This window comes from Vibrio atlanticus (assembly GCF_024347315.1).
GTDB classification, from domain to species: domain Bacteria; phylum Pseudomonadota; class Gammaproteobacteria; order Enterobacterales; family Vibrionaceae; genus Vibrio; species Vibrio atlanticus.
Window position 1 is genome coordinate 2,237,689 of sequence record NZ_AP025460.1, and the last position, 17,901, is coordinate 2,255,589.

General features: G+C 43.9%; 16 protein-coding genes. 9 read left to right on the forward strand and 7 right to left on the reverse strand.

Annotated features, from left to right (window positions below; translation table 11 throughout):
- The first annotated feature begins 1 nt into the window (after nucleotide 1).
- Genes sapA through OCV30_RS09965 form a run of 6 tightly spaced genes read left to right on the forward strand, consistent with a single transcriptional unit; the run spans nucleotide 2 to nucleotide 6,056 of the window.
- Entirely contained in the window at nucleotides 2-1,624 is a 1,623-nt protein-coding gene (gene sapA, locus OCV30_RS09940) for an ABC transporter substrate-binding protein SapA (RefSeq protein WP_065678778.1), read from the forward strand.
- Nucleotides 1,624-2,586 carry an ABC transporter permease gene (locus OCV30_RS09945; protein ID WP_009848779.1) on the forward strand — a complete coding sequence of 321 codons (963 nt, stop codon included), beginning with the start codon at nucleotides 1,624-1,626 and terminating at the stop codon, nucleotides 2,584-2,586. Before sapA ends, OCV30_RS09945 begins: the two co-directional genes overlap by 1 nt.
- Nucleotides 2,573-3,460: a putrescine export ABC transporter permease SapC gene (gene sapC / locus OCV30_RS09950; protein WP_009848780.1), complete on the forward strand. Its 888-nt coding sequence runs from the start codon at nucleotides 2,573-2,575 to the stop codon at nucleotides 3,458-3,460. Before OCV30_RS09945 ends, sapC begins: the two co-directional genes overlap by 14 nt.
- Nucleotides 3,460-4,461 carry a peptide ABC transporter ATP-binding protein gene (locus OCV30_RS09955; protein WP_065678779.1) on the forward strand — a complete coding sequence of 334 codons (1,002 nt, stop codon included), beginning with the start codon at nucleotides 3,460-3,462 and terminating at the stop codon, nucleotides 4,459-4,461. The genes sapC and OCV30_RS09955 overlap by 1 nt, the downstream gene beginning before the upstream one ends.
- Nucleotides 4,458-5,240: a peptide ABC transporter ATP-binding protein gene (locus OCV30_RS09960; protein WP_009848782.1), complete on the forward strand. Its 783-nt coding sequence runs from the start codon at nucleotides 4,458-4,460 to the stop codon at nucleotides 5,238-5,240. The genes OCV30_RS09955 and OCV30_RS09960 overlap by 4 nt, the downstream gene beginning before the upstream one ends.
- 36 nt (nucleotides 5,241-5,276) lie before the next feature.
- Nucleotides 5,277-6,056, forward strand: coding sequence for a DUF2927 domain-containing protein (locus OCV30_RS09965; RefSeq protein ID WP_065678780.1), 780 nt, complete (start codon nucleotides 5,277-5,279; stop codon nucleotides 6,054-6,056).
- Nucleotides 6,057-6,148: 92 nt separating this feature from the next.
- On the opposite strand, the gene OCV30_RS09970 is transcribed toward OCV30_RS09965, so the two are convergent.
- A complete protein-coding gene (locus OCV30_RS09970; RefSeq protein ID WP_065678781.1) occupies nucleotides 6,149-6,538 on the reverse strand; it encodes a DUF2750 domain-containing protein in 390 nt (129 codons plus the stop codon).
- 149 nt (nucleotides 6,539-6,687) lie between these two features.
- A complete protein-coding gene (locus OCV30_RS09975; protein ID WP_009848785.1) occupies nucleotides 6,688-7,593 on the reverse strand; it encodes a manganese-dependent inorganic pyrophosphatase in 906 nt (301 codons plus the stop codon).
- Between the two features lie 201 nt (nucleotides 7,594-7,794).
- On the opposite strand from OCV30_RS09975, the gene OCV30_RS09980 reads away from it, so the two are divergent.
- Nucleotides 7,795-9,009, forward strand: a complete 1,215-nt coding sequence (locus OCV30_RS09980; protein ID WP_065678782.1) for a putative manganese transporter — start codon at nucleotides 7,795-7,797, stop codon at nucleotides 9,007-9,009.
- 311 nt (nucleotides 9,010-9,320) lie between these two features.
- Here the strand turns inward: OCV30_RS09980 and torA are convergent, their stop codons facing one another.
- From torA to torE, 3 genes are read right to left on the reverse strand one after another with little or no spacing between them, the layout of a single operon-like run.
- Nucleotides 9,321-11,783 carry a trimethylamine-N-oxide reductase TorA gene (gene torA, locus OCV30_RS09985; RefSeq protein WP_065678783.1) on the reverse strand — a complete coding sequence of 821 codons (2,463 nt, stop codon included), beginning with the start codon at nucleotides 11,781-11,783 and terminating at the stop codon, nucleotides 9,321-9,323.
- 24 nt (nucleotides 11,784-11,807) lie between these two features.
- Nucleotides 11,808-12,989, reverse strand: coding sequence for a pentaheme c-type cytochrome TorC (gene torC, locus OCV30_RS09990; RefSeq protein WP_009848788.1), 1,182 nt, complete (start codon nucleotides 12,987-12,989; stop codon nucleotides 11,808-11,810).
- Between the two features lie 50 nt (nucleotides 12,990-13,039).
- Nucleotides 13,040-13,222 (reverse strand): trimethylamine N-oxide reductase system protein TorE, encoded by a 183-nt coding sequence (gene torE, locus OCV30_RS09995; protein WP_008222628.1) that lies wholly within the window; start codon nucleotides 13,220-13,222, stop codon nucleotides 13,040-13,042.
- A 436-nt stretch (nucleotides 13,223-13,658) separates the two neighbouring features.
- On the opposite strand from torE, the gene OCV30_RS10000 reads away from it, so the two are divergent.
- Nucleotides 13,659-14,453, forward strand: coding sequence for an ABC transporter permease (locus tag OCV30_RS10000; protein WP_065678784.1), 795 nt, complete (start codon nucleotides 13,659-13,661; stop codon nucleotides 14,451-14,453).
- Nucleotides 14,454-14,836: 383 nt separating this feature from the next.
- On the opposite strand, the gene focA is transcribed toward OCV30_RS10000, so the two are convergent.
- Together focA and OCV30_RS10010 are read right to left on the reverse strand one after the other, a co-directional pair.
- A complete protein-coding gene (gene focA, locus OCV30_RS10005) occupies nucleotides 14,837-15,679 on the reverse strand; it encodes a formate transporter FocA (RefSeq protein WP_048614492.1) in 843 nt (280 codons plus the stop codon).
- A gap of 362 nt (nucleotides 15,680-16,041) precedes the next feature.
- Nucleotides 16,042-17,346 (reverse strand): ATPase, encoded by a 1,305-nt coding sequence (locus tag OCV30_RS10010; protein ID WP_065678785.1) that lies wholly within the window; start codon nucleotides 17,344-17,346, stop codon nucleotides 16,042-16,044.
- A gap of 259 nt (nucleotides 17,347-17,605) precedes the next feature.
- On the opposite strand from OCV30_RS10010, the gene OCV30_RS10015 reads away from it, so the two are divergent.
- Entirely contained in the window at nucleotides 17,606-17,836 is a 231-nt protein-coding gene (locus OCV30_RS10015) for a TIGR02647 family protein (RefSeq protein WP_009848792.1), read from the forward strand.
- Nucleotides 17,837-17,901: the final 65 nt, after the last annotated feature.

Consider the following 17,901-nt stretch of genomic DNA (forward strand, 5'->3'; position numbering starts at 1 on the left):
TATGAAAGCACTAATAAGACTATCACTTAGCATCTGCACGCTTGGCTTTTTAGCTGGATGTGGTGAAAGTGTCACTCACGAGCAAATCCGTGAAAAAGGCTTCATTTATTGCGGCCAAGGTAATCCTAGTACCTTCAATCCACAATTGGTTGATAGTGGCATTACCTCAGAATCGCTGAGCCCTCAAATTTTCGATACCCTGCTCACTCTTGATCCTATGACTTACCGACCAAAACAGAACTTGGCAACAAGCTGGTCTGTCGATAAATCAGGTACAGAGTACACTTTCAAGCTGCGCCCAAATGTTGCGTTTCAAACCACAGATTGGTTTACCCCAACCCGCACCATGAATGCACAGGATGTGGTCTTTAGTTTTGAACGTATCATTGATAGTTCAAATCCATTTCATTATGTGGGTGGCGGTTTATATCCATGGTTCGCTGGCATAGACTTTCAAAACCTGATAGTTGAAATCACGGCGGTGGATAACCTAACGGTGAAGTTCCAGTTAAGTCGCCCAGATAATTCATTTCTTAACAATATCGCCACCAGCTATGCGGTCATTCACTCCAAAGAATATGCCAACAAGCTGATTACCACAGATGAAAAAAATGAAATAGACTCCAAGCCCGTAGGCACAGGCCCTTTCTACTTGGATGAATATCAAATTAATGATCTTGTACGCTTGAAAAAGAACAAGCATTACTGGAAGGGTGAAGTACAAATGGACCAAGTTGTATTTGATACTTCACAACGTGGTACAGGCACACTTGCCAAGCTTCTCCGCAGTGAGTGTGACGTGTTGAACTCACCGATTTCTAGCCAGATCCCTATTATTCAAGCTCATGAAGAGTTGAAGATTTCTGCCACACCTGCAGTAAATGTCTCTTTCATCGCGCTAAACACAGAACACCCTGCATTGCGTGACTCACGAGTACGTAAAGCATTGAACTTGGCTATTAACCGTCAGAACATTCTTGATTCTGTGTACTACGGTACAGGTACAAAAGCCTACACGTTACTTCCCCCTACTTCTTGGGCTTATCAAAAAGACAGCGTTCAAGTTCGCTATGATCGAAACTACGCGATCGCACTTCTTAGAGAGGCCGGTGTAGAACCAGGGTTAGAGCTTTCAATGTGGGTGCCACTAGAGCCACGCGCATACAATCCAAGTCCAAGAAAAACGGCAGAGCTGATCCAAGCAAACTTGGCTGATATTGGTATTGAATTGAAACTCTATACCGACGACCGATTTGACCGAACACAACTGTCTTCAATTTCCTCAACAGATTTGTTACTCACAGGTTGGATTGGCAGTACGGGCGACCCAGACAACTTCTTACGTCCACTTCTATCATGTAATTCGGAACGCGCGGGATTAAACGTCTCTATGTGGTGCAACTCAGACTTTGATTTCCTTCTCGACTTGGCATTAGAGATTAATCAACAAAGGCATCGCGTGAACTTGTATCGACAAGCCCAAAACATTCTTAATGAAGAAGTTCCTGTGATACCTCTCGCTCATGGCGTGCAATTCCGTGTGCACGATCGTTCGCTAACAGGTTTTAAACGCAGTCCTTTTAATGCTCAACCTTTTGATCAAGTCAGAAGGGAGGTGAACTGATGTTTTGGTATACATTAAGACGTGTAAACTTATTCATTATTACACTTGGAATTCTGACTTTAGTGGGCTTTGCTCTACTTCGATTAGACCAAACCTCACCTTGGGCAATTCAAGATTTTTGGCCAGGCTGGCTTAGCTACGTCACCGAATTATCGACGCTGAATTTCGGCCTGAGCAAACACGGTGTTCCTATCATCGAAGAGCTTGTCGTGGTATTCCCTGCGACGTTAGAATTGTGCTTCTTTGCTTTTTTACTCGCACTGTTTATCGGCATCCCTTTTGGCACAATTGCCGGTATGAGACAAGGTAAGTTTGTTGATACCACCATATCGTTTACTTCAATGGCAGGGTACTCAGCACCTATATTTTGGGTCGCATTGCTAATGATCATGGTGTTTTCACTGCACTTCGAGATGTTCCCTGTTGGAGGGCGATACGATCTACTTTACGAAATTGAACACGTGACTGGCTTTGCGATGATTGATGCGTTCTTTGCCGAAGGTAACTATCGAGCACACGCCCTACAGAGCGTAATAGACCATATGGCGTTACCTTGTCTTGTTTTGGCGCTCGCTCCAACTACCCAGGTTATCCGACTAATGAGAGCGTCAGTGGCTGAAGTGATGGCTCAAAACTACATCCGTGCCGCACGAATCAAAGGTCTTTCAACAAGAGAGATCGTTACTCAACACGTATTAAGAAATGCAATACCACCGATTATTCCTAAGGTCGGCGTTCAACTCTCCAGTATGTTAACGCTCGCTATCATCACCGAGTCTATCTTTAACTGGCCAGGCATTGGCCGCTGGTTACTGGATGCATTATCCAATCAAGATTACGTTTCAATTCAAGCTGGTGTAATTGTGGTAGCAACCTTGGTTTTGACCGCGAATATACTGTCTGATCTACTGGGCGCGATGGTCAACCCTCTGGTAAGGAAGGAATGGTATGCTAACAAATAACGTCTACCAAGAAGAACAAATTCCAACCCAATTCGAGCGTTTCTGGCGCAGCTTCCGTGGCAATAATCTCGCAATGTTTGGACTATGGTGTTTGGTCTTGATCATTCTGATCACCATCACTTCACCATGGCTAGCACCGCATGATGCTCAAGAGCAGACGGGGCACCTACTAACACCTCCTTCTTGGGATCCTGCTGGAACAGTTGAGTATTTTCTAGGTACTGATGATTTAGGGCGAGATATTCTATCCCGTCTGATTATTGGCTCTCAGCTGACATTTGGTGCCGCAGTCGTGATTACCTTTATCGCGGCAGTCATCGGTTGTCTGATTGGCGTACTTGCAGGTATGACTCGTGGGTTGCTATCAAGCACGCTAAACCACCTGCTTGACACGGTAATGTCTATTCCGTCGCTGCTACTCGCGATTATCTTCGTGGCATTTCTTGGCTTTGGCGAGTTTAATATCTTGCTAGCCTTATGTTTGGCATTGATTCCACGCTTTATTCGTTCGGTATACATTGCCGTGCATGCAGAAGTAGAAAAAGACTATATTTTGGCTTCTCGCCTTGATGGTGCGAATGACTTCTACCTGTTATGGAATTCAATCCTTCCTAATATTCTTACTGTGGTGGCACTTGAAATTACACTGGCATTGTCAGTCGCCATTCTTGATATCACGGCCTTGGGTTTCTTAGGGCTTGGCGCTCAAGCACCCAGTACCGAATGGGGCTCAATTTTGGGTGACTCTGTAGAGCTGATTTACCTTGCGCCATGGACAGTAACTCTACCCGGCTTAGCCATTATGTTTACAGTGATCGTGATTAACCTTGTCGGTGAAGGTGTTCGCCAAGCGCTAAATGCAGGAATCGAATAATGCCATTACTTGATATTCGACATCTAACCATCGAGATTGAGACCCCTCAAGGGATGGTTAAAGCAGTAGATCGAATGAGTATTACCCTCAATGAGGGAGAAATTCGTGGCTTAGTAGGTGAATCAGGTTCTGGTAAGAGCTTGGTTGCAAAAGCGATCGTTGGTGTTTGCAAAGAAAACTGGAAAGTGTCTGCCGACCGAATGCGCCTTGGCAATATCGACCTGCTACAACTGACGCCCAAAGAACGACGCCGTGTGATCGCTCGCGATATCGCGATGATCTTCCAAGAACCATCGACATGTCTTGACCCTTCCGAAAAAGTGGGACGCCAGCTAATAGAGGCGATTCCTTCGCGTTCATTTGAAGGTCGATGGTGGCAACGGTTTAAGTGGCGAAAAAAGCAAGCAATAGCGTTACTGCATAAAGTGGGGATCAAAAATCACTCTCACCTAATGGACAGCTATTCTTATGAGTTGACCGATGGTGAGTGTCAAAAAGTCATGATCGCCATGGCGATCGCTGCCAAGCCAAAAGTGCTAATTGCCGATGAGCCAACCAACGATTTAGACCCGATTACGCAGTCTCAAATATTGCGCTTATTGAGCCGAATGAATCAACTTCATAACACGACAATTCTCCTTATTGGGCACGATTTAACGACCATCACTCAGTGGGCGACACGAATAACCGTGATGTACTGCGGTCAGTCCGTTGAGTCTGCAGATACGACAAAACTGTTGGATGTACCAAAGCATCCTTACACCGTTGCACTGCTAAAAGCGATGCCCGATTTTAACGACTGGATTCCCCATAAAGAAAAACTGCAATCTTTACCCGGGTCAATTCCGCCGCTGCAGCACCTTCCGATTGGTTGTCGACTTGGACCACGTTGTCCATACGCGCAAAGACAGTGTGTCGAGATCCCGTATACTAAACGTATAAAGACCCACAAATTTAACTGTCATTTCCCTCTAAATATGGAGAAGAAAAAGAAATCATGAGTGCATTATTAGAGGTCAGTGATTTATCTAAAGACTTTACGACTCGCTCTGGTCTTTTCCGTAAAAAGATTCATCAGGCAGTGAAGCCAGTCAGCTTTTCCCTTGAAGCGGGACAGACTATTGGTTTTATCGGTCAGAATGGGTCGGGGAAATCGACATTAGCTAGAATGCTAGCGGGTATGGTGGAACCAACAGCAGGTGAGATCCGAGTGAACGGTGAAAAGCTAGAACACAAAGACTACTCAACTCGCTGTAAACTGATTCGAATGATCTTCCAAGATCCGAACACCTCGCTAAACCCACGCATCCAGATTGGTCGAATCCTTGAAGGACCATTGAAGCGAAATACCAACATGCCACCAGAAGCCCGCATGCGCCGCGTAAAGGACACATTATTACGTGTTGGGCTTCTACCAGAACATGCTTACTTCTATCCTCAGATGCTTGCTGCAGGCCAGAAGCAGAGGGTTTGTTTGGCTCGCGCATTGATACTTCAGCCTTCCATCATTGTTGCTGATGAAGCGTTGAATGGTTTGGATATGGCGATGCGTTCGCAAATCATCAATCTGTTCCTAGAACTTCAAGAAGAGATGGGCGTATCGTTCGTTTATGTTTCCCAACACATCGGCATTGTTAAACACATCACAGATAAGATCATCGTCATGCACGAAGGCAATGTGGTTGAAAGTGGCGAAACACATGAAGTACTGACTAACCCAACTCACCAAATCACACAAAGGTTAGTTGAGAGCCACTTCTATAAAGCACCAAGCCATTAATCGGTGATCGCGCTATATTCCGCAAAGGGGAAAGATATGTTACCAAGAGCTTCAATGCTTTCCCTCTTGTTGGCGCTGCTGCCCTTTAATGCAGCAAGCACACCACTCACATGGCTAGATAGAACCTTCGTTGAAACTGCCTTTTATCACGTCGCACTTCAACACGAATATTCACAAGGCGACAAGCTCCTCGCTAAATGGAAACAACCTATTAAGATATGGATCGATCACCGAGTCGGCGACGAAGAGCTTCATCAAGAACTCACCGAATTGCACGTCCAGCACCTATCGCAAGTCACCCAACATCCGATTAAAATCGTCACACGAGAATCGGATGCAAACGTTAAATGGATATACACAAGGCAGAGTCAGTGGATAGCTGAAGCCAAAACTGTACTCAAACTGAAATCGACACAGCATCTAAACAGCGCTATCTGTACTGCAGGTTATCGAACTAATTCCAAAGGGGAGATTGTATATGCAGGAATTGTGATCCCAGTAGATCAAGCGAGAGCAAGAGGAAAGCTGGTCGCATGTATCGTGGAAGAGATCACACAGGTTCTAGGCCTGCCGAATGATTCAGATAAAGCCTACCCTTCTATTTTCAATGATCACACGCCAGAAGACTTGTTATCCCCCTTAGATGTAGTGCTGCTAAAGCTACTGTATGAACCTCAATTGAAAGTGGGAATGACAAAAGAACAGGCAAAACCAGTTGTGCGAAAAATACTGAAAAGATACAGCAAAACAGGTGTACTTCAGCAAGCTTCTAAAGCAGCACAGCAGGCGCCTTTGTATCAACTTATTGGGTATTGACGAAAATACGTTGGAAAGTAGCTTAGAAGGGAAGAATAGAACAACAGCGTTGCCCGAGGTAAGACAACGCTGGCTTACAATTTGACGAAGAATTAGCTTTTAGCAGCCTGCTTCTTCAGCTCGAAGTCGAACTCATCTGGGAACAAGATAACACCTTCTTCCTGTTCGTTCGGGAACACAACAACGGCAAGCTCGTCGTCTTCTAGACCGTTAGTCCAACGGCTATGCCATTTGTTTAATGAGATAGACTCCGCTTTACACTCCGACCAATCACCCGTCGCCCAAGACTCCGCAAACTCTTGGTTTGGCCATACAGGAACACAGTCTTCATCTTCTGTGTTCAGCATTACACAACCGTGTTCATCGGTTAAGATCCATACTTCACGGTTCGCTACGATTTCTTTCACACAGTACTTCAGGCGTTGCTCACCCGTATACTTATTGATTTCAGCGATTTTTTTATCGTCTAGCTGTGTAGTCATCTCAATTTCCTACTTTAGTCAGTAACTATGTTCTTAAAGCTATTTTATGCCGAGTGTTTTTAACTTCAAACACTATCGATGAAGAAGAAAGCCTACTTCAAAGAAAAACGCCTGCTAAATTAGCAGGCGTTTATAATTAAGCGACTTGGTTAAACAAGCTCGCCTTGAAGCCAAGGCCAACCTTGCTTCTTACGGCTCAATGTATTTTCCATCATCAATACACCGTCTTTCTCGAATTTAACCAGCTTATCAGCCCACTCACCTTTGTAAAGAAGACGAGTTTGCGCAGTAGTGATGTCAGTTAGCATTACTGCCGCGAACGCTAGACCATCTTTCTCACAACGCGCTTCAAGATCAGCTTCTAGAGCTTCGATCATGCCGTCTACTTGCTCAAGAGTCGCAAGCTCAACTTGACCAACAACAACATCACGACCGTTGAATGGGTAGCCTTTAAGGTCTTTTTCTACTAACTGTGCAGCAGATAGGCCTTCGATGTTTGTCTTAGCAATTAGAAGCGCTTTGATAAATGCATCAACGTCTGTTACGCCAGCGATTTCAGCAAGCTCAGCAACCGCGTCTTTGTCTTTTTGAGTACATGTTGGAGAAGCAAAACCAACTGTGTCTGAAAGAATTGCAGACATCATCAGTTTAGCGATTTGTTGAGAGATAGCGTGACCTTCAATCTTAAACATGTTGAAAAGTACTGTATTTGTACAGCCAACAGGCCAGATCCAAGCTTCCATAGGGTTAACTGTCATCACGTCACCTAGACGGTGGTGATCGACAATACCTACGATCTCAGCATCAGCTACATCGTCTGGTGCTTGTGCAAGATCTGAGTAGTCTACTAGCCAGATTTTCTCACCAGCAACAGAAGTACGAAGTTCTGGCTTTTCAGCACCAGCGACTTCTAGAATGTGTTGAGTTTCGCGGTTGATCTCGCCTTGGCGAATTGGTGTCGCTTCCTCGCCACGAGCTTTAAGAAGCTCAGTTGCAACTAACGCACTACAAATACTGTCACTATCAGGGTTTTTGTGACCAACAACTAAAATCATGTTTCTTCCTATTACACTAACAATTATGACTCTACCTTTAGAGTCTCTCTTTATTAGGCATACTTTACCTCATTTTTTTAGATTGGTCATGTTTCCTGGGTTTGGCCAATGGTAACAAAAGATAAAAAAACAACGAATGCAATTGATAATTATTATCATTCGTATATGATTATCTTAATACACAAATTTTGAGTGACACTTATGGATCGACTAATCTCTTTTTTGCCAAGCAGCAGCGCTGCGAAAACAACTCAGTTTTCACTGTCTTTTAAGCGCCTGCTTTTACCTATTTCACTTGCGGCGTTAGTTGCAGCTCCTGCTACGCGAGAATTGACGGTCACTACCTTGTCTGACGCCTTCTGGGCAGTGTCATGTTACGTTGCGCTAACCCTAGCGATTTACCACTGGTTAAGTCTATACATCAACAAAGATAACGTCTTCAATAAGCTCGTCCATCAATCTCGTTCAAACCAAGTTGTATTCGCCGCGCTAATGGGGGCATTGCCAGGCTGTGGGGGAGCGATTGTGGTCACCACACAATTTATTTCAGGCAAACTCGGATTTGGTGCGGTTGTGGCTGTACTCGTCTCAACCATGGGTGACGCGGCCTTCCTGTTAATTGCTAGCGAACCCAAAACAGGTTTAGCCATGATGGCGATGGGTGTAATCGTGGGTACCGCCTCAGGACGAATCATAAACTTGTTTCACGCAGACGACTTTTTACGCCCGAAACAGGCAGAGAGAAATGAAGCGGAAAACAGCTGTGCCTCACAACCTCAAGATCAAAGCCCTGTCTCTAAAAAAGCGATAAACCTTCAGGGTTACCTATGGTCCGTGCTTATTATTCCGGGAGCCGCTGTTGCCCTGCTTGGCTCTTTTCAAATCGATGTAAACCAGTTGCTCACACTGCCTGACATGTCTATGGAATGGACGGGCACTATTTTGCTGATTAGCTCGATGTTTTTGTGGGGGCTTACTCGTGAAATTGAGGATTACAAATCGGCCGTAAGTGAAGATGAAAAATGTATAGGTTCTCATCCACTACAAAAAACAGCTCAAGATACAAACTTTGTCACTGCATGGGTGGTGGTCGCTTTTCTTTTCTTCGAGTTTGGCTCTGTGCTTGCAAATGTCGATTTTGCGACGCTATTCTCAAGCTGGGGTATGATGCTCCCCCTGGCGGGTGTGTTGATGGGTTTACTGCCGGGGTGTGGTCCGCAATTGTTGGTCACTAGCCTTTACCTTTCGGGTGCACTGCCACTTTCAGCTCAGGTCGGTAACGCAATTTCAAATGATGGTGATGCTTTATTCCCTGCTATCGCAATGGCACCAAAAGCGGCTCTTGTAGCCACATTATATTCAGGCATACCCGCATTAATCTGTGCATACGGTTATTGGTTTATGTTCGAAATTTAACTCAAGCTGATTCAATTCCATAGGTCTCTATTAGGTCGATACTTTGTATCGGCCTTTTTGTTTCCGTCTGCCTAAGTCCTTACAACAGATTCTTTTTACACTCCCTTCCTGCTTCATTGTTCATAGTTCATAGTTCTACAGCCTATCCAAACGGCACGTCGTTATAGCCCGTCTCAAAAACGCCCCCTGTTGGCGCTATGACAATACTTAATTACAAATCCCACACACAGGTTAGAAAAACAAAAAGCCCCTGTAAGAGTGCTTACAGGGGCTTTAATTCAAGCTTTAATCTTGGTTCTTAAGTACAAGACTTAAGAAACTTCGATTGGACCACCGAATGAAGTTACTGGAGGCAGTTTGCCTTGGAACTTCTCGAAGTTAACCAAACATGTGTTTGCTGACGTTGCTTGAGCAAGTTCAGACGTACCGATGTCTTGAGTTAGTGTGTTTGGATCGCCGTATGTATCTAGCGCCCCCACTTTCTCGTTGATCGGGCCGTACCAAGCGCCTTCTTCGATACGAACAACACCAGGTGCGTAGCTATCCATTAGAACAGCACCTGCTAGTAGTTGACCACGGTCATTGAACACACGTACTACGTCGCCATCTTTGATGCCTTTCTTCTTAGCATCGATTGGGTTGATGTAGATTGGCTCACGGCCTTGTACCGCGTAAGTCGCACGCCACTCTTCAGATTCACACATCTGAGAGTGAAGACGCTTGTCTGGGTGACAAGATTGTAGCCAGTACGGATGTTTGTCAGAGCCTGGACCACCGTGTGAACGTTCAGATTTCTCAAACCACATAGGGTGTTCTTGACAGTGCTCGTAACCCATGTTGCCAACAGTACGGCTTGTGATTTCGATGAAACCAGAAGGCGTACCTAGTGCGTTGATCTCTGGATCTTCACGGAATGAAGCGTGACGAGTCCATGGCTTACCTTTACCGAAGTCTAGGAAACCTTTCTCCCAGAACTCAGCAAACTCAGGCATTTCGAAGCTGCCTTCGTTTGATGCACGACATTCGTCATACAGAGATTTAACCCACTGCATTTCGTCCATACCACGCGTGTAATCGTCGTAACGCCCCCAACGCTTAGTTAGGCTAGACATAATCTCGAAGTCAGTTTTAGACTGGAACAGAGGATCGACTAGTTTGTGCATCGCGATCAAACCACGACCAGAGTACGCGCCGTAACCATCAATATCGTTACGTTCCCACTGAGTACATGCAGGAAGCACGATATCAGAGTGACGACAAGTTGCAGTCCAAGCGAAATCAACAGCCACTACAGTTTGTAGGCTCTTGAATGCTTTACGCATCTTGTTGCGATCTTGGTGGTGGTGCCACGGGTTATTACCACTGAATACCATCATCTTGATATCCGGTAGTGTAACCGTTGAACCGTTCGCTTTGATCTTCTTACCTGGCTCTAGCAAGCTATCTACCCAACGAGCAACAGGGATTACACGGCTGTAACCGTTGTAATCAGTGTTAGTGTGCTTAGGCGATTGACCTTGGTCGATGTTCAACGGGAATGAACCCGGAGCAGCGAAGCCAGTTGAAGAAACACCGATACCAGAGTAATGGTGACCGTAAGAGATACCACCGCCAGGTAAACCGATTTGACCAACCATTGCTGCGATAACGGCACACATCCAGTAAGGCTGCTCACCGTGTTGTTGACGTTGGATACTCCAACCGACAAGAATCTGCGTACGACCATTAACCAGCATCTTAGCGAATTCACGGATAGAGTCCGCGCTTGCGCCACAGATAGCCGAAGCCCACTCTGGTGTCTTCTCAACTTTATCTTTCGTTTCACCTTGAACGTACTTGATGAAGTCTTCAAAACCTAGACAGTAAGTTTCGATGAACTTCTTGTCGTATAGGCCTTCGTTGTAAAGAACGTGAGCAACACCAAGCATGAACGCCACATCAGTTTGTGGATTGATGTACATCTGCTCGTTTTCTAGGTAACGGCCTGTTTTGTTTTGAACAGGGTCAACAGAAACAACGTTGATCTCTTTCTTAGCAACTTTCTCTTTCAGCTGTTCTAGGTATGCAAATGACTCGTGAGTCTCACATGTCCAACCTACTTGCAGGTTTTTAACTGGATCGTTACCCCAAAGAACAATGTTGTCACTGTTTTCTAGGATAAGTTCCCAAGATGTACCTTGTGCGTAAACTTCTGTCGAACCTAGCACGTAAGGCATGATCGTTTGACCAGCACCTGTTGAGTAGTCACCGATTTTCTTCACAGAGTAACCGTGAAGTGCCATTGCACGTTGCATGTGGTTAGTACAGCTGTGGAACTGACCTGTTTGTCTCCAACCAGTTTGACCTGTGTGAAGCGCCCATGGACCGTAATCTTTCTGTACGCGCTCTAGTTCGCGGTAAACAAGGTCTAGTGCCTCATCCCAAGTCACACGAATAAAGCGGTTGTTACCACGCGTGTCAGCGCTGTATTTATGCTTCTTCAACCAATCTAGGCGAACCATTGGGTAACGCACACGTGATGGGCTGTAGATAATACCTTTAATACCTTTCAACATCTCAGTTGGGTGTTGATCGATTTCTAGAGGTTTAATCTCTTGTACTTTACCCGCATAAACGCGAGCTCGGAATGCACCCCAGTGAGAACCAGAGACTTTCCACGCGCCGTCTGTTTCTGCTGCAGACGCTGATGCCGACGCCAATAAGCTTGGACCGATAACCGATGCCGCACTTGTAGTAGCGACACCTTTCAGAAAACTTCTTCTTGTAATTGCCATTGTGTTACTCCAATTGACGTCTTATTAGTGATGGCCTTCAGAAAAATCTGATGAGTGCTTCTGTAGATACTTAAGAACAAGTGCTTCTGTATCTGTATCGAAGTTAACGAATGCAATCATACCATCTAACATGCCTACCCAACCGTTAGCGCTGAAGTGAGCTTCATCTGGCTGTGAGTGACACGTTGAACAGTTAGATTGGTACGCTTGACCCGCTGCGTTCCAAATTGGATCGAAGTTATCAACCATAGACTCTTTCTTCATCCAAAGTGCTAGGTTAACTTCTTCCCATGGAAGGCCAGTAAGCTCATCTTCTTTCTTCTCACCAACAGTGATAACGTCACTTTGAGATACTTCTTTGGTCAAGATTGCAGTTGAGATGTTCATACCGAAGTCTTCTTGGATTACACGTCCGAAGCCTTTCGCTTTACGCCAACCATCGATTTGAATCTTGATCATGTCGCCTTTTTCGTCGATAACCGCAACTTTACTTGCAGGACTTAGTAGACCCGCTTCAACCGTTGCTGTTTCATCTGTGTACATTGGTAGGTGACGAATAGAGATCACGTCAGAACCATTTGCGTAAGATGTGCTGCTTGCTACATTTTCTAGCTCGCCAACAATACCGCTTGCTGATGCCATATCCATTGGAAGGTTGTGAGCAATACCTTTATGACAGTCAACACAGCTTTGATCACGTTCTGCTGCATTCTTCATCTGGATACGCGCTGTTGGGCGCATGTTCTCGAAGTCCATTGAATCGTAGTTGTGACAGTTTTTACACTCTAGAGATTTGTTCGAAGAGAAACGATCCCATTCGTGTTTAGCCAGTTCGATACGACGAGCTTCGAATTTCTCAGGTGTATCTAGGTCACCAAATACTTGAGCGAATACTTCTTTAGATGCTTGCATCTTACGAGCGATTTTTGCTGTCCATTCATGTGGAACGTGACAGTCAGGACAAGTAGCACGTACACCAGAAGTGTTTTTCCAGTGAACTGTTTCTTGTAGCTCTACGTAAACATTGTCACGCATGGTGTGACAACTTACACAAAACTCTTCTGTATTTGTGTGCTCTAGAGCTGTGTTAAAACCGCCCCAGAAAATAACACCGGCGATAAAGCCACCCATAGTTAGTACACCAAGACTGATGTGTACTGCAGGGCGAGTCATTGTGCGCCATAATTTAACTAAAAATGATTTCATGTTTAGCTCTCTTAAATATTGATTTTAAAAAATGTTGTTACTAGAGGGCATTACATGCCGCCGTGAGCACCAGGAGGTCCGAATACAAACACTTGCAGTGCCCAAACTAGGAAGCCGTAACCGCCTACAAAAGCCACACTTAATATTGGAAAGAGAACCACCGCGATGAAGAGGAAAGACTTCCACTCCAACGAGCGTTTTTCGCCAGTTTCAATTTTATTAACATCACTCATACATTTTGCCTATTTTGTATTTAGTAATTTCGAGTAACCCATTCTATGGGGCTAAAGTTCTTGAGTATCTAACAACAAATTTTAGACCATACACAAAGTAGGGTTCAATCAAATCCCCCGTTATAACCCTTGCTAATCAATACTTTTTTGAGGTCATCCAAACTTGTTTTCAGTTAAACAAAGTTATTAAAAAGTATTAACAAATGTGAAGAATTAAGTATATTTCACAAATGTTAAAAACCAACATACACGCAACCATCTGACAACCAATTTTAACTTTTTACCTACTAAGTAGTAGCTAAAAAAGCCTCAAACAACCACTATTTTGTGTTTTGTTTGTTAAATGATTGATCATTTTTAGAATTGGTGACTTTACAGTTGAAATGCATCATTTGGCACTTTCAGATATGATGGAGACCACTTAAAAGGAATCATTATGCAAGACGTTATTGATATATCTTGGTGGCAGTTATTGTTCTTCAGCTCACTTCTCTTGCTACCCATTACCATCAACCACAAGTTAAAACTCGGCCTTGGTAAAGAGGCTTCTGTCAGCATAATCCGTATGGTTATTCAGCTATTTCTAGTGGGACTTTACCTAGAATACTTGTTCACCTTAAATAGCTTATGGGTCAATTTACTGTGGCTATTTGCAATGATCATCGTTGGGGCAAGCTCAATTGTTGAAAAATCTAGGCTCCCCAAAAACCTACTTTTAGCTCCTATAGCCGTTAGCCTTGCTGTAACTTGTGTACCTATTGTCTTGTTTATCTGCTTTTTCATCATTAAACCGACACCGGTTTTTAACGCACAGTACCTTATCCCTATTGCAGGGATGCTGTTAGGTAATAGCTTAAGCAGTAATATCGTGGCATTGCAGAATTTGTTTGGGGCTTTTGAAACGCAGAAATCAGAGTACGAAGCGGCTATCGCTTTGGGCGCGTCTCCTTCCTATGCAGCCGCGCCTTTTGTTCGTAATGCGATACAGAAAGCGATGTCACCAATTATGGCCTCTATGGCAACTACAGGCTTAGTCACGCTACCGGGAATGATGACAGGACAGATCTTAGGTGGTGCATCACCAATGATCGCGATTAAGTATCAGTTGATGATCATGTTAGCTATCTTCGTGATGATGAGCTGCTCTTTAGCACTTGCACTTCAGCTCTCATTGAAGACATCTCTTACTAAAGAAGGCCGAGTTCTCGCGCAAATACAGCCTTCGAAATAGCCTCCCTACTCCACTTAGATCTGGTTACTCACTGAATTTGAGACAGGTTATCCACAGAAATTGTGGATAACCAAATCAATATAGATCCTTTTTTGTCCATTCCCACTTAGGGAAAGATCATTACCTTTGATCTTTGGTTGTTTTCAAAGACATATACACACACGGTGATCATCGCTATTGAGCGTTCACATGATAATTTAAGAAATGAATAAGTAGGTTTTCCACAAATAAAAACGGCCTGCAATGCAGGCCGTCTTGTAAATGTCATAAGTCAGTTCAGTGTTTTCACTGAGTCCAAGTTACCCAGTTAACTCGTAAACTGGATTAACCGCGTAATCGGAATTAATCACGAAACCTTTGCTTGGTGGATCACGCCACCCTTATTAGTCACGTAGGTAGATCAACCAGTACCACATACCAACAAAGATACCGCCACCAATGATGTTACCTATAGTAACGGGCAGCAAGTTGTTCATCAGAAAGTCCATCATGTTCAGGTCAACGTAATCCGCAGGGTTAGCGCCCGTCATTGTCCAGAATTCAGCAGGAGCAAATGTTTTAATGCCGATAGCTAAAGGGACTTGGAACATATTCGCAATACAGTGCTCGAAACCAGCTGATACGAACATCGCAACAGGTAAAATCATTACCGCGATTTTGTCGGTAAGTGTACGTCCACTAAACGTCATCCATACCGCGATACAAACCAATACATTACACATGATACCAAGCGCGATAGCTTGGATAAAATCATGGTGCATCTTGTGTTGGGAAATCGCCATTGCATTTAAACCAACCTGGCCATGGTCAAACATGTACTGTTTAGTCAGAAGCATACATGCCACCAGCAACAATGCGCCAATCAAGTTACCTACATAAACCGTAGCCCAGTTCTTGACGAGCGTGCGCCAAGTAATTTTACCACTTGCACGAGCAACCAGAGTAAGCACCGAACTGGTAAATAACTCACCACCGGTAACAACAACGAGAATTAAGCCCAGGCTAAATGCAAGGCCACCTAATAGGCGAGTAATACCCCAAGGCAAATCACCAGCACCGGTCGTTACGATGGTGTAGAACACAAACGCAATACCGATATGGATGCCAGCTGAAATCGCTAGGAGAAAAGATTTGATTGGATCTTTAGTTGCTTTACCTACGCCAATATCTGCAGCGCGCTCAGCCATTTGTGGCGGTAATAATGAGTCAAATTGGTTTAGATTCATGATGATTTACATTTTGAAACATGTCGTCGGGAGCGCGATAATCCTCTCTTTCATTTCTGAATTCAAGAGCTATTTTAAGCTCGAATTTCCTTCAACAACTAAGAAAACGCCAAACCTTCAATGATATTGAAATTTCTTACGACTTTAGTAGTAAAAAGAAAACTCTGATGAATGAAAAATTACCAACGATAAAAACAACACATCTATAAATATCAACAAGTTACGTTAAAACCATAAGAATGACGTACACTATAGCCGTGTTTTGAGAGCTTTTCTTTTCAGATTTTGACATAGATCAACAGAACGTAAAAAAGCGCCCTGAGGCGCTTTTAAGTCAGTCACAAATAAAGACATTGGTTATGCTAAACCGAAGGTTCAATCACTTCTTCTGATGATAGTTCTAGAGCCGGGTTCTCTAGATTTGTTTCAATACTCGGCGAGATCGCATCAGAATCACTTTCGTTGGCAACTTTACCACCTAAGCTTTTCAAACTATCGACTAGTTCTTCTAAGCTTTTTATGTGAGCATCGCTCTTCGTAATCTGCTCACCGAGCAACTCACTATGCTTGGTTGCTTCAGACAATTGCTGTGCTTGCTTCTGGTTTTCAGATTCCAGGTTAGCCAATTGCTCAGTCAAAGTTTCAATCTCTGACTTTAATAGCCCTGTCATGTCGGAGCTTTTTAACGCTTTAATACTCGCTACAATCTTTTGAGATTGCTGACGTAACCCAACATCACGGTAATCTTCATCATTGACGATTTGTGAAATACTCAGTAGTTGGTTCTCTGCATTCAAAACCGACTGTTCGAACTTGTCGCCTTTTACACTCGCCAGCACTTTGACTTCATGAGCGACACTGCGCACGTGGTTCAATTCGAACTCCGCAGCGTGAACTGCGTCTTCAATGATCGACTTTTCACGGGGACTGGCTTTCACTTGGCTTTCTGCCAAAGCAATTTGAGATGCCGCTTTAGCAAACGTCAGTGGAACAACGTCATCGAAATCTTCATCTTCCAAGAACTCCAACTCATCCTTCAAAGGTTCGATGTACTTCTTGTGGGCCACTTTAACTTCTAACAAACTCGCGTTATTAAGAAACTCTACCTGTGCTTCCTGAGCATCTTCAAGTTCGTCGACCAGCACATACTCAAACAGTTCGCTGTATTCTGAATACAAGCGCTTGTAGCTCGATGCAAACATAGTGTCGGCACCAAGAAACTTTAAGTAATCCATTTGCACTATCGAGTCGGCTAATACTCTGTCAGCCTTTTCCTTTAGCACTAAGATCGAGTCATAATTTGATCGAATCAACGCAATTTTTTCATCAAAGGCTTCAGCGTAAGTTAGTGTAGAAAAAATCGAGTAACTCTTGGTTAACCGTGTTTGATCTTTCACTAAGTCCGCATAAATGCTTTCAGCATCATCCCAAGCGTCTAGTAGTTCATTGTAATTCTCTGGAGCATAGAGAGACAATTGAGCGTGTTCTTCAAGCTTAGCCTCCCACTCGGAGTAAACACTTTGGACAGACTGAAATGAACGGACCTCTACTGTTGATTCATTGTCATTTGTGGTTTGGTTCGCGCCTGTCTGCTCTGAGGGTGTACTTTGACAACCTGAGATAGCAAATAGCATACTGATCGTTAATGCTACTTTGTTCACTCTCACTGATGCGTTTCCTTTTTATACAATATTAGCTGGATGCAATATATTTCTAGTAACACAATATATTACAACCACTTCCCAATAAACATCGTTCAGAATTTAAGTGGCTGCAAATCACGCAATCTAACTAAAATAAACCCACCATACGACGATTAATCATTCAATTTGGTATCACTTATCAATTCTATTTATTTGCTATTGCTTGAGCCGTGAATGCGCACTAAGGTGAAGGTAGAGAACGTTATGAATATATAGGTTAATTATGAAGTACAACGCTGAACATATTGCTGATTTAAACCTCCTTCTTCAATTTGATGTAAGTAGCGCCGCTACTGGAATTAAAGTTCATCAAGAGGCTGCTCAAGAAACTCAAGACGCTGTTAAGCGCCTATTCGAAAAGAATCTTTGCACTCAGCCAGACGGTGGTTACCTAACAGATGAAGGTATCCAGATGGCAGAGCGCGCAGACAAGTTACTTCGCGTACTGAACTAAAACTCCACGGTTCTAGTAAAAACTCCACTCGCTTCGGCCGTGGAGTTTTTCCATTTTTGGCCAAA

What these genes read in the sequence shown, in the direction of transcription:
- sapA (WP_065678778.1), top strand. Translation starts at nt 2, where the DNA reads ATGAAAGCACTAATAAGACTATCACTTAGCATCTGCACGCTTGGCTTT.
- OCV30_RS09945 (WP_009848779.1), top strand. Translation starts at nt 1,624, where the DNA reads ATGTTTTGGTATACATTAAGACGTGTAAACTTATTCATTATTACACTT.
- sapC (WP_009848780.1), top strand. Translation starts at nt 2,573, where the DNA reads ATGCTAACAAATAACGTCTACCAAGAAGAACAAATTCCAACCCAATTC.
- OCV30_RS09955 (WP_065678779.1), top strand. Translation starts at nt 3,460, where the DNA reads ATGCCATTACTTGATATTCGACATCTAACCATCGAGATTGAGACCCCT.
- OCV30_RS09960 (WP_009848782.1), top strand. Translation starts at nt 4,458, where the DNA reads ATGAGTGCATTATTAGAGGTCAGTGATTTATCTAAAGACTTTACGACT.
- OCV30_RS09965 (WP_065678780.1), top strand. Translation starts at nt 5,277, where the DNA reads ATGTTACCAAGAGCTTCAATGCTTTCCCTCTTGTTGGCGCTGCTGCCC.
- OCV30_RS09970 (WP_065678781.1), bottom strand. Translation starts at nt 6,538, where the DNA reads ATGACTACACAGCTAGACGATAAAAAAATCGCTGAAATCAATAAGTAT.
- OCV30_RS09975 (WP_009848785.1), bottom strand. Translation starts at nt 7,593, where the DNA reads ATGATTTTAGTTGTTGGTCACAAAAACCCTGATAGTGACAGTATTTGT.
- OCV30_RS09980 (WP_065678782.1), top strand. Translation starts at nt 7,795, where the DNA reads ATGGATCGACTAATCTCTTTTTTGCCAAGCAGCAGCGCTGCGAAAACA.
- torA (WP_065678783.1), bottom strand. Translation starts at nt 11,783, where the DNA reads ATGGCAATTACAAGAAGAAGTTTTCTGAAAGGTGTCGCTACTACAAGT.
- torC (WP_009848788.1), bottom strand. Translation starts at nt 12,989, where the DNA reads ATGAAATCATTTTTAGTTAAATTATGGCGCACAATGACTCGCCCTGCA.
- torE (WP_008222628.1), bottom strand. Translation starts at nt 13,222, where the DNA reads ATGAGTGATGTTAATAAAATTGAAACTGGCGAAAAACGCTCGTTGGAG.
- OCV30_RS10000 (WP_065678784.1), top strand. Translation starts at nt 13,659, where the DNA reads ATGCAAGACGTTATTGATATATCTTGGTGGCAGTTATTGTTCTTCAGC.
- focA (WP_048614492.1), bottom strand. Translation starts at nt 15,679, where the DNA reads ATGAATCTAAACCAATTTGACTCATTATTACCGCCACAAATGGCTGAG.
- OCV30_RS10015 (WP_009848792.1), top strand. Translation starts at nt 17,606, where the DNA reads ATGAAGTACAACGCTGAACATATTGCTGATTTAAACCTCCTTCTTCAA.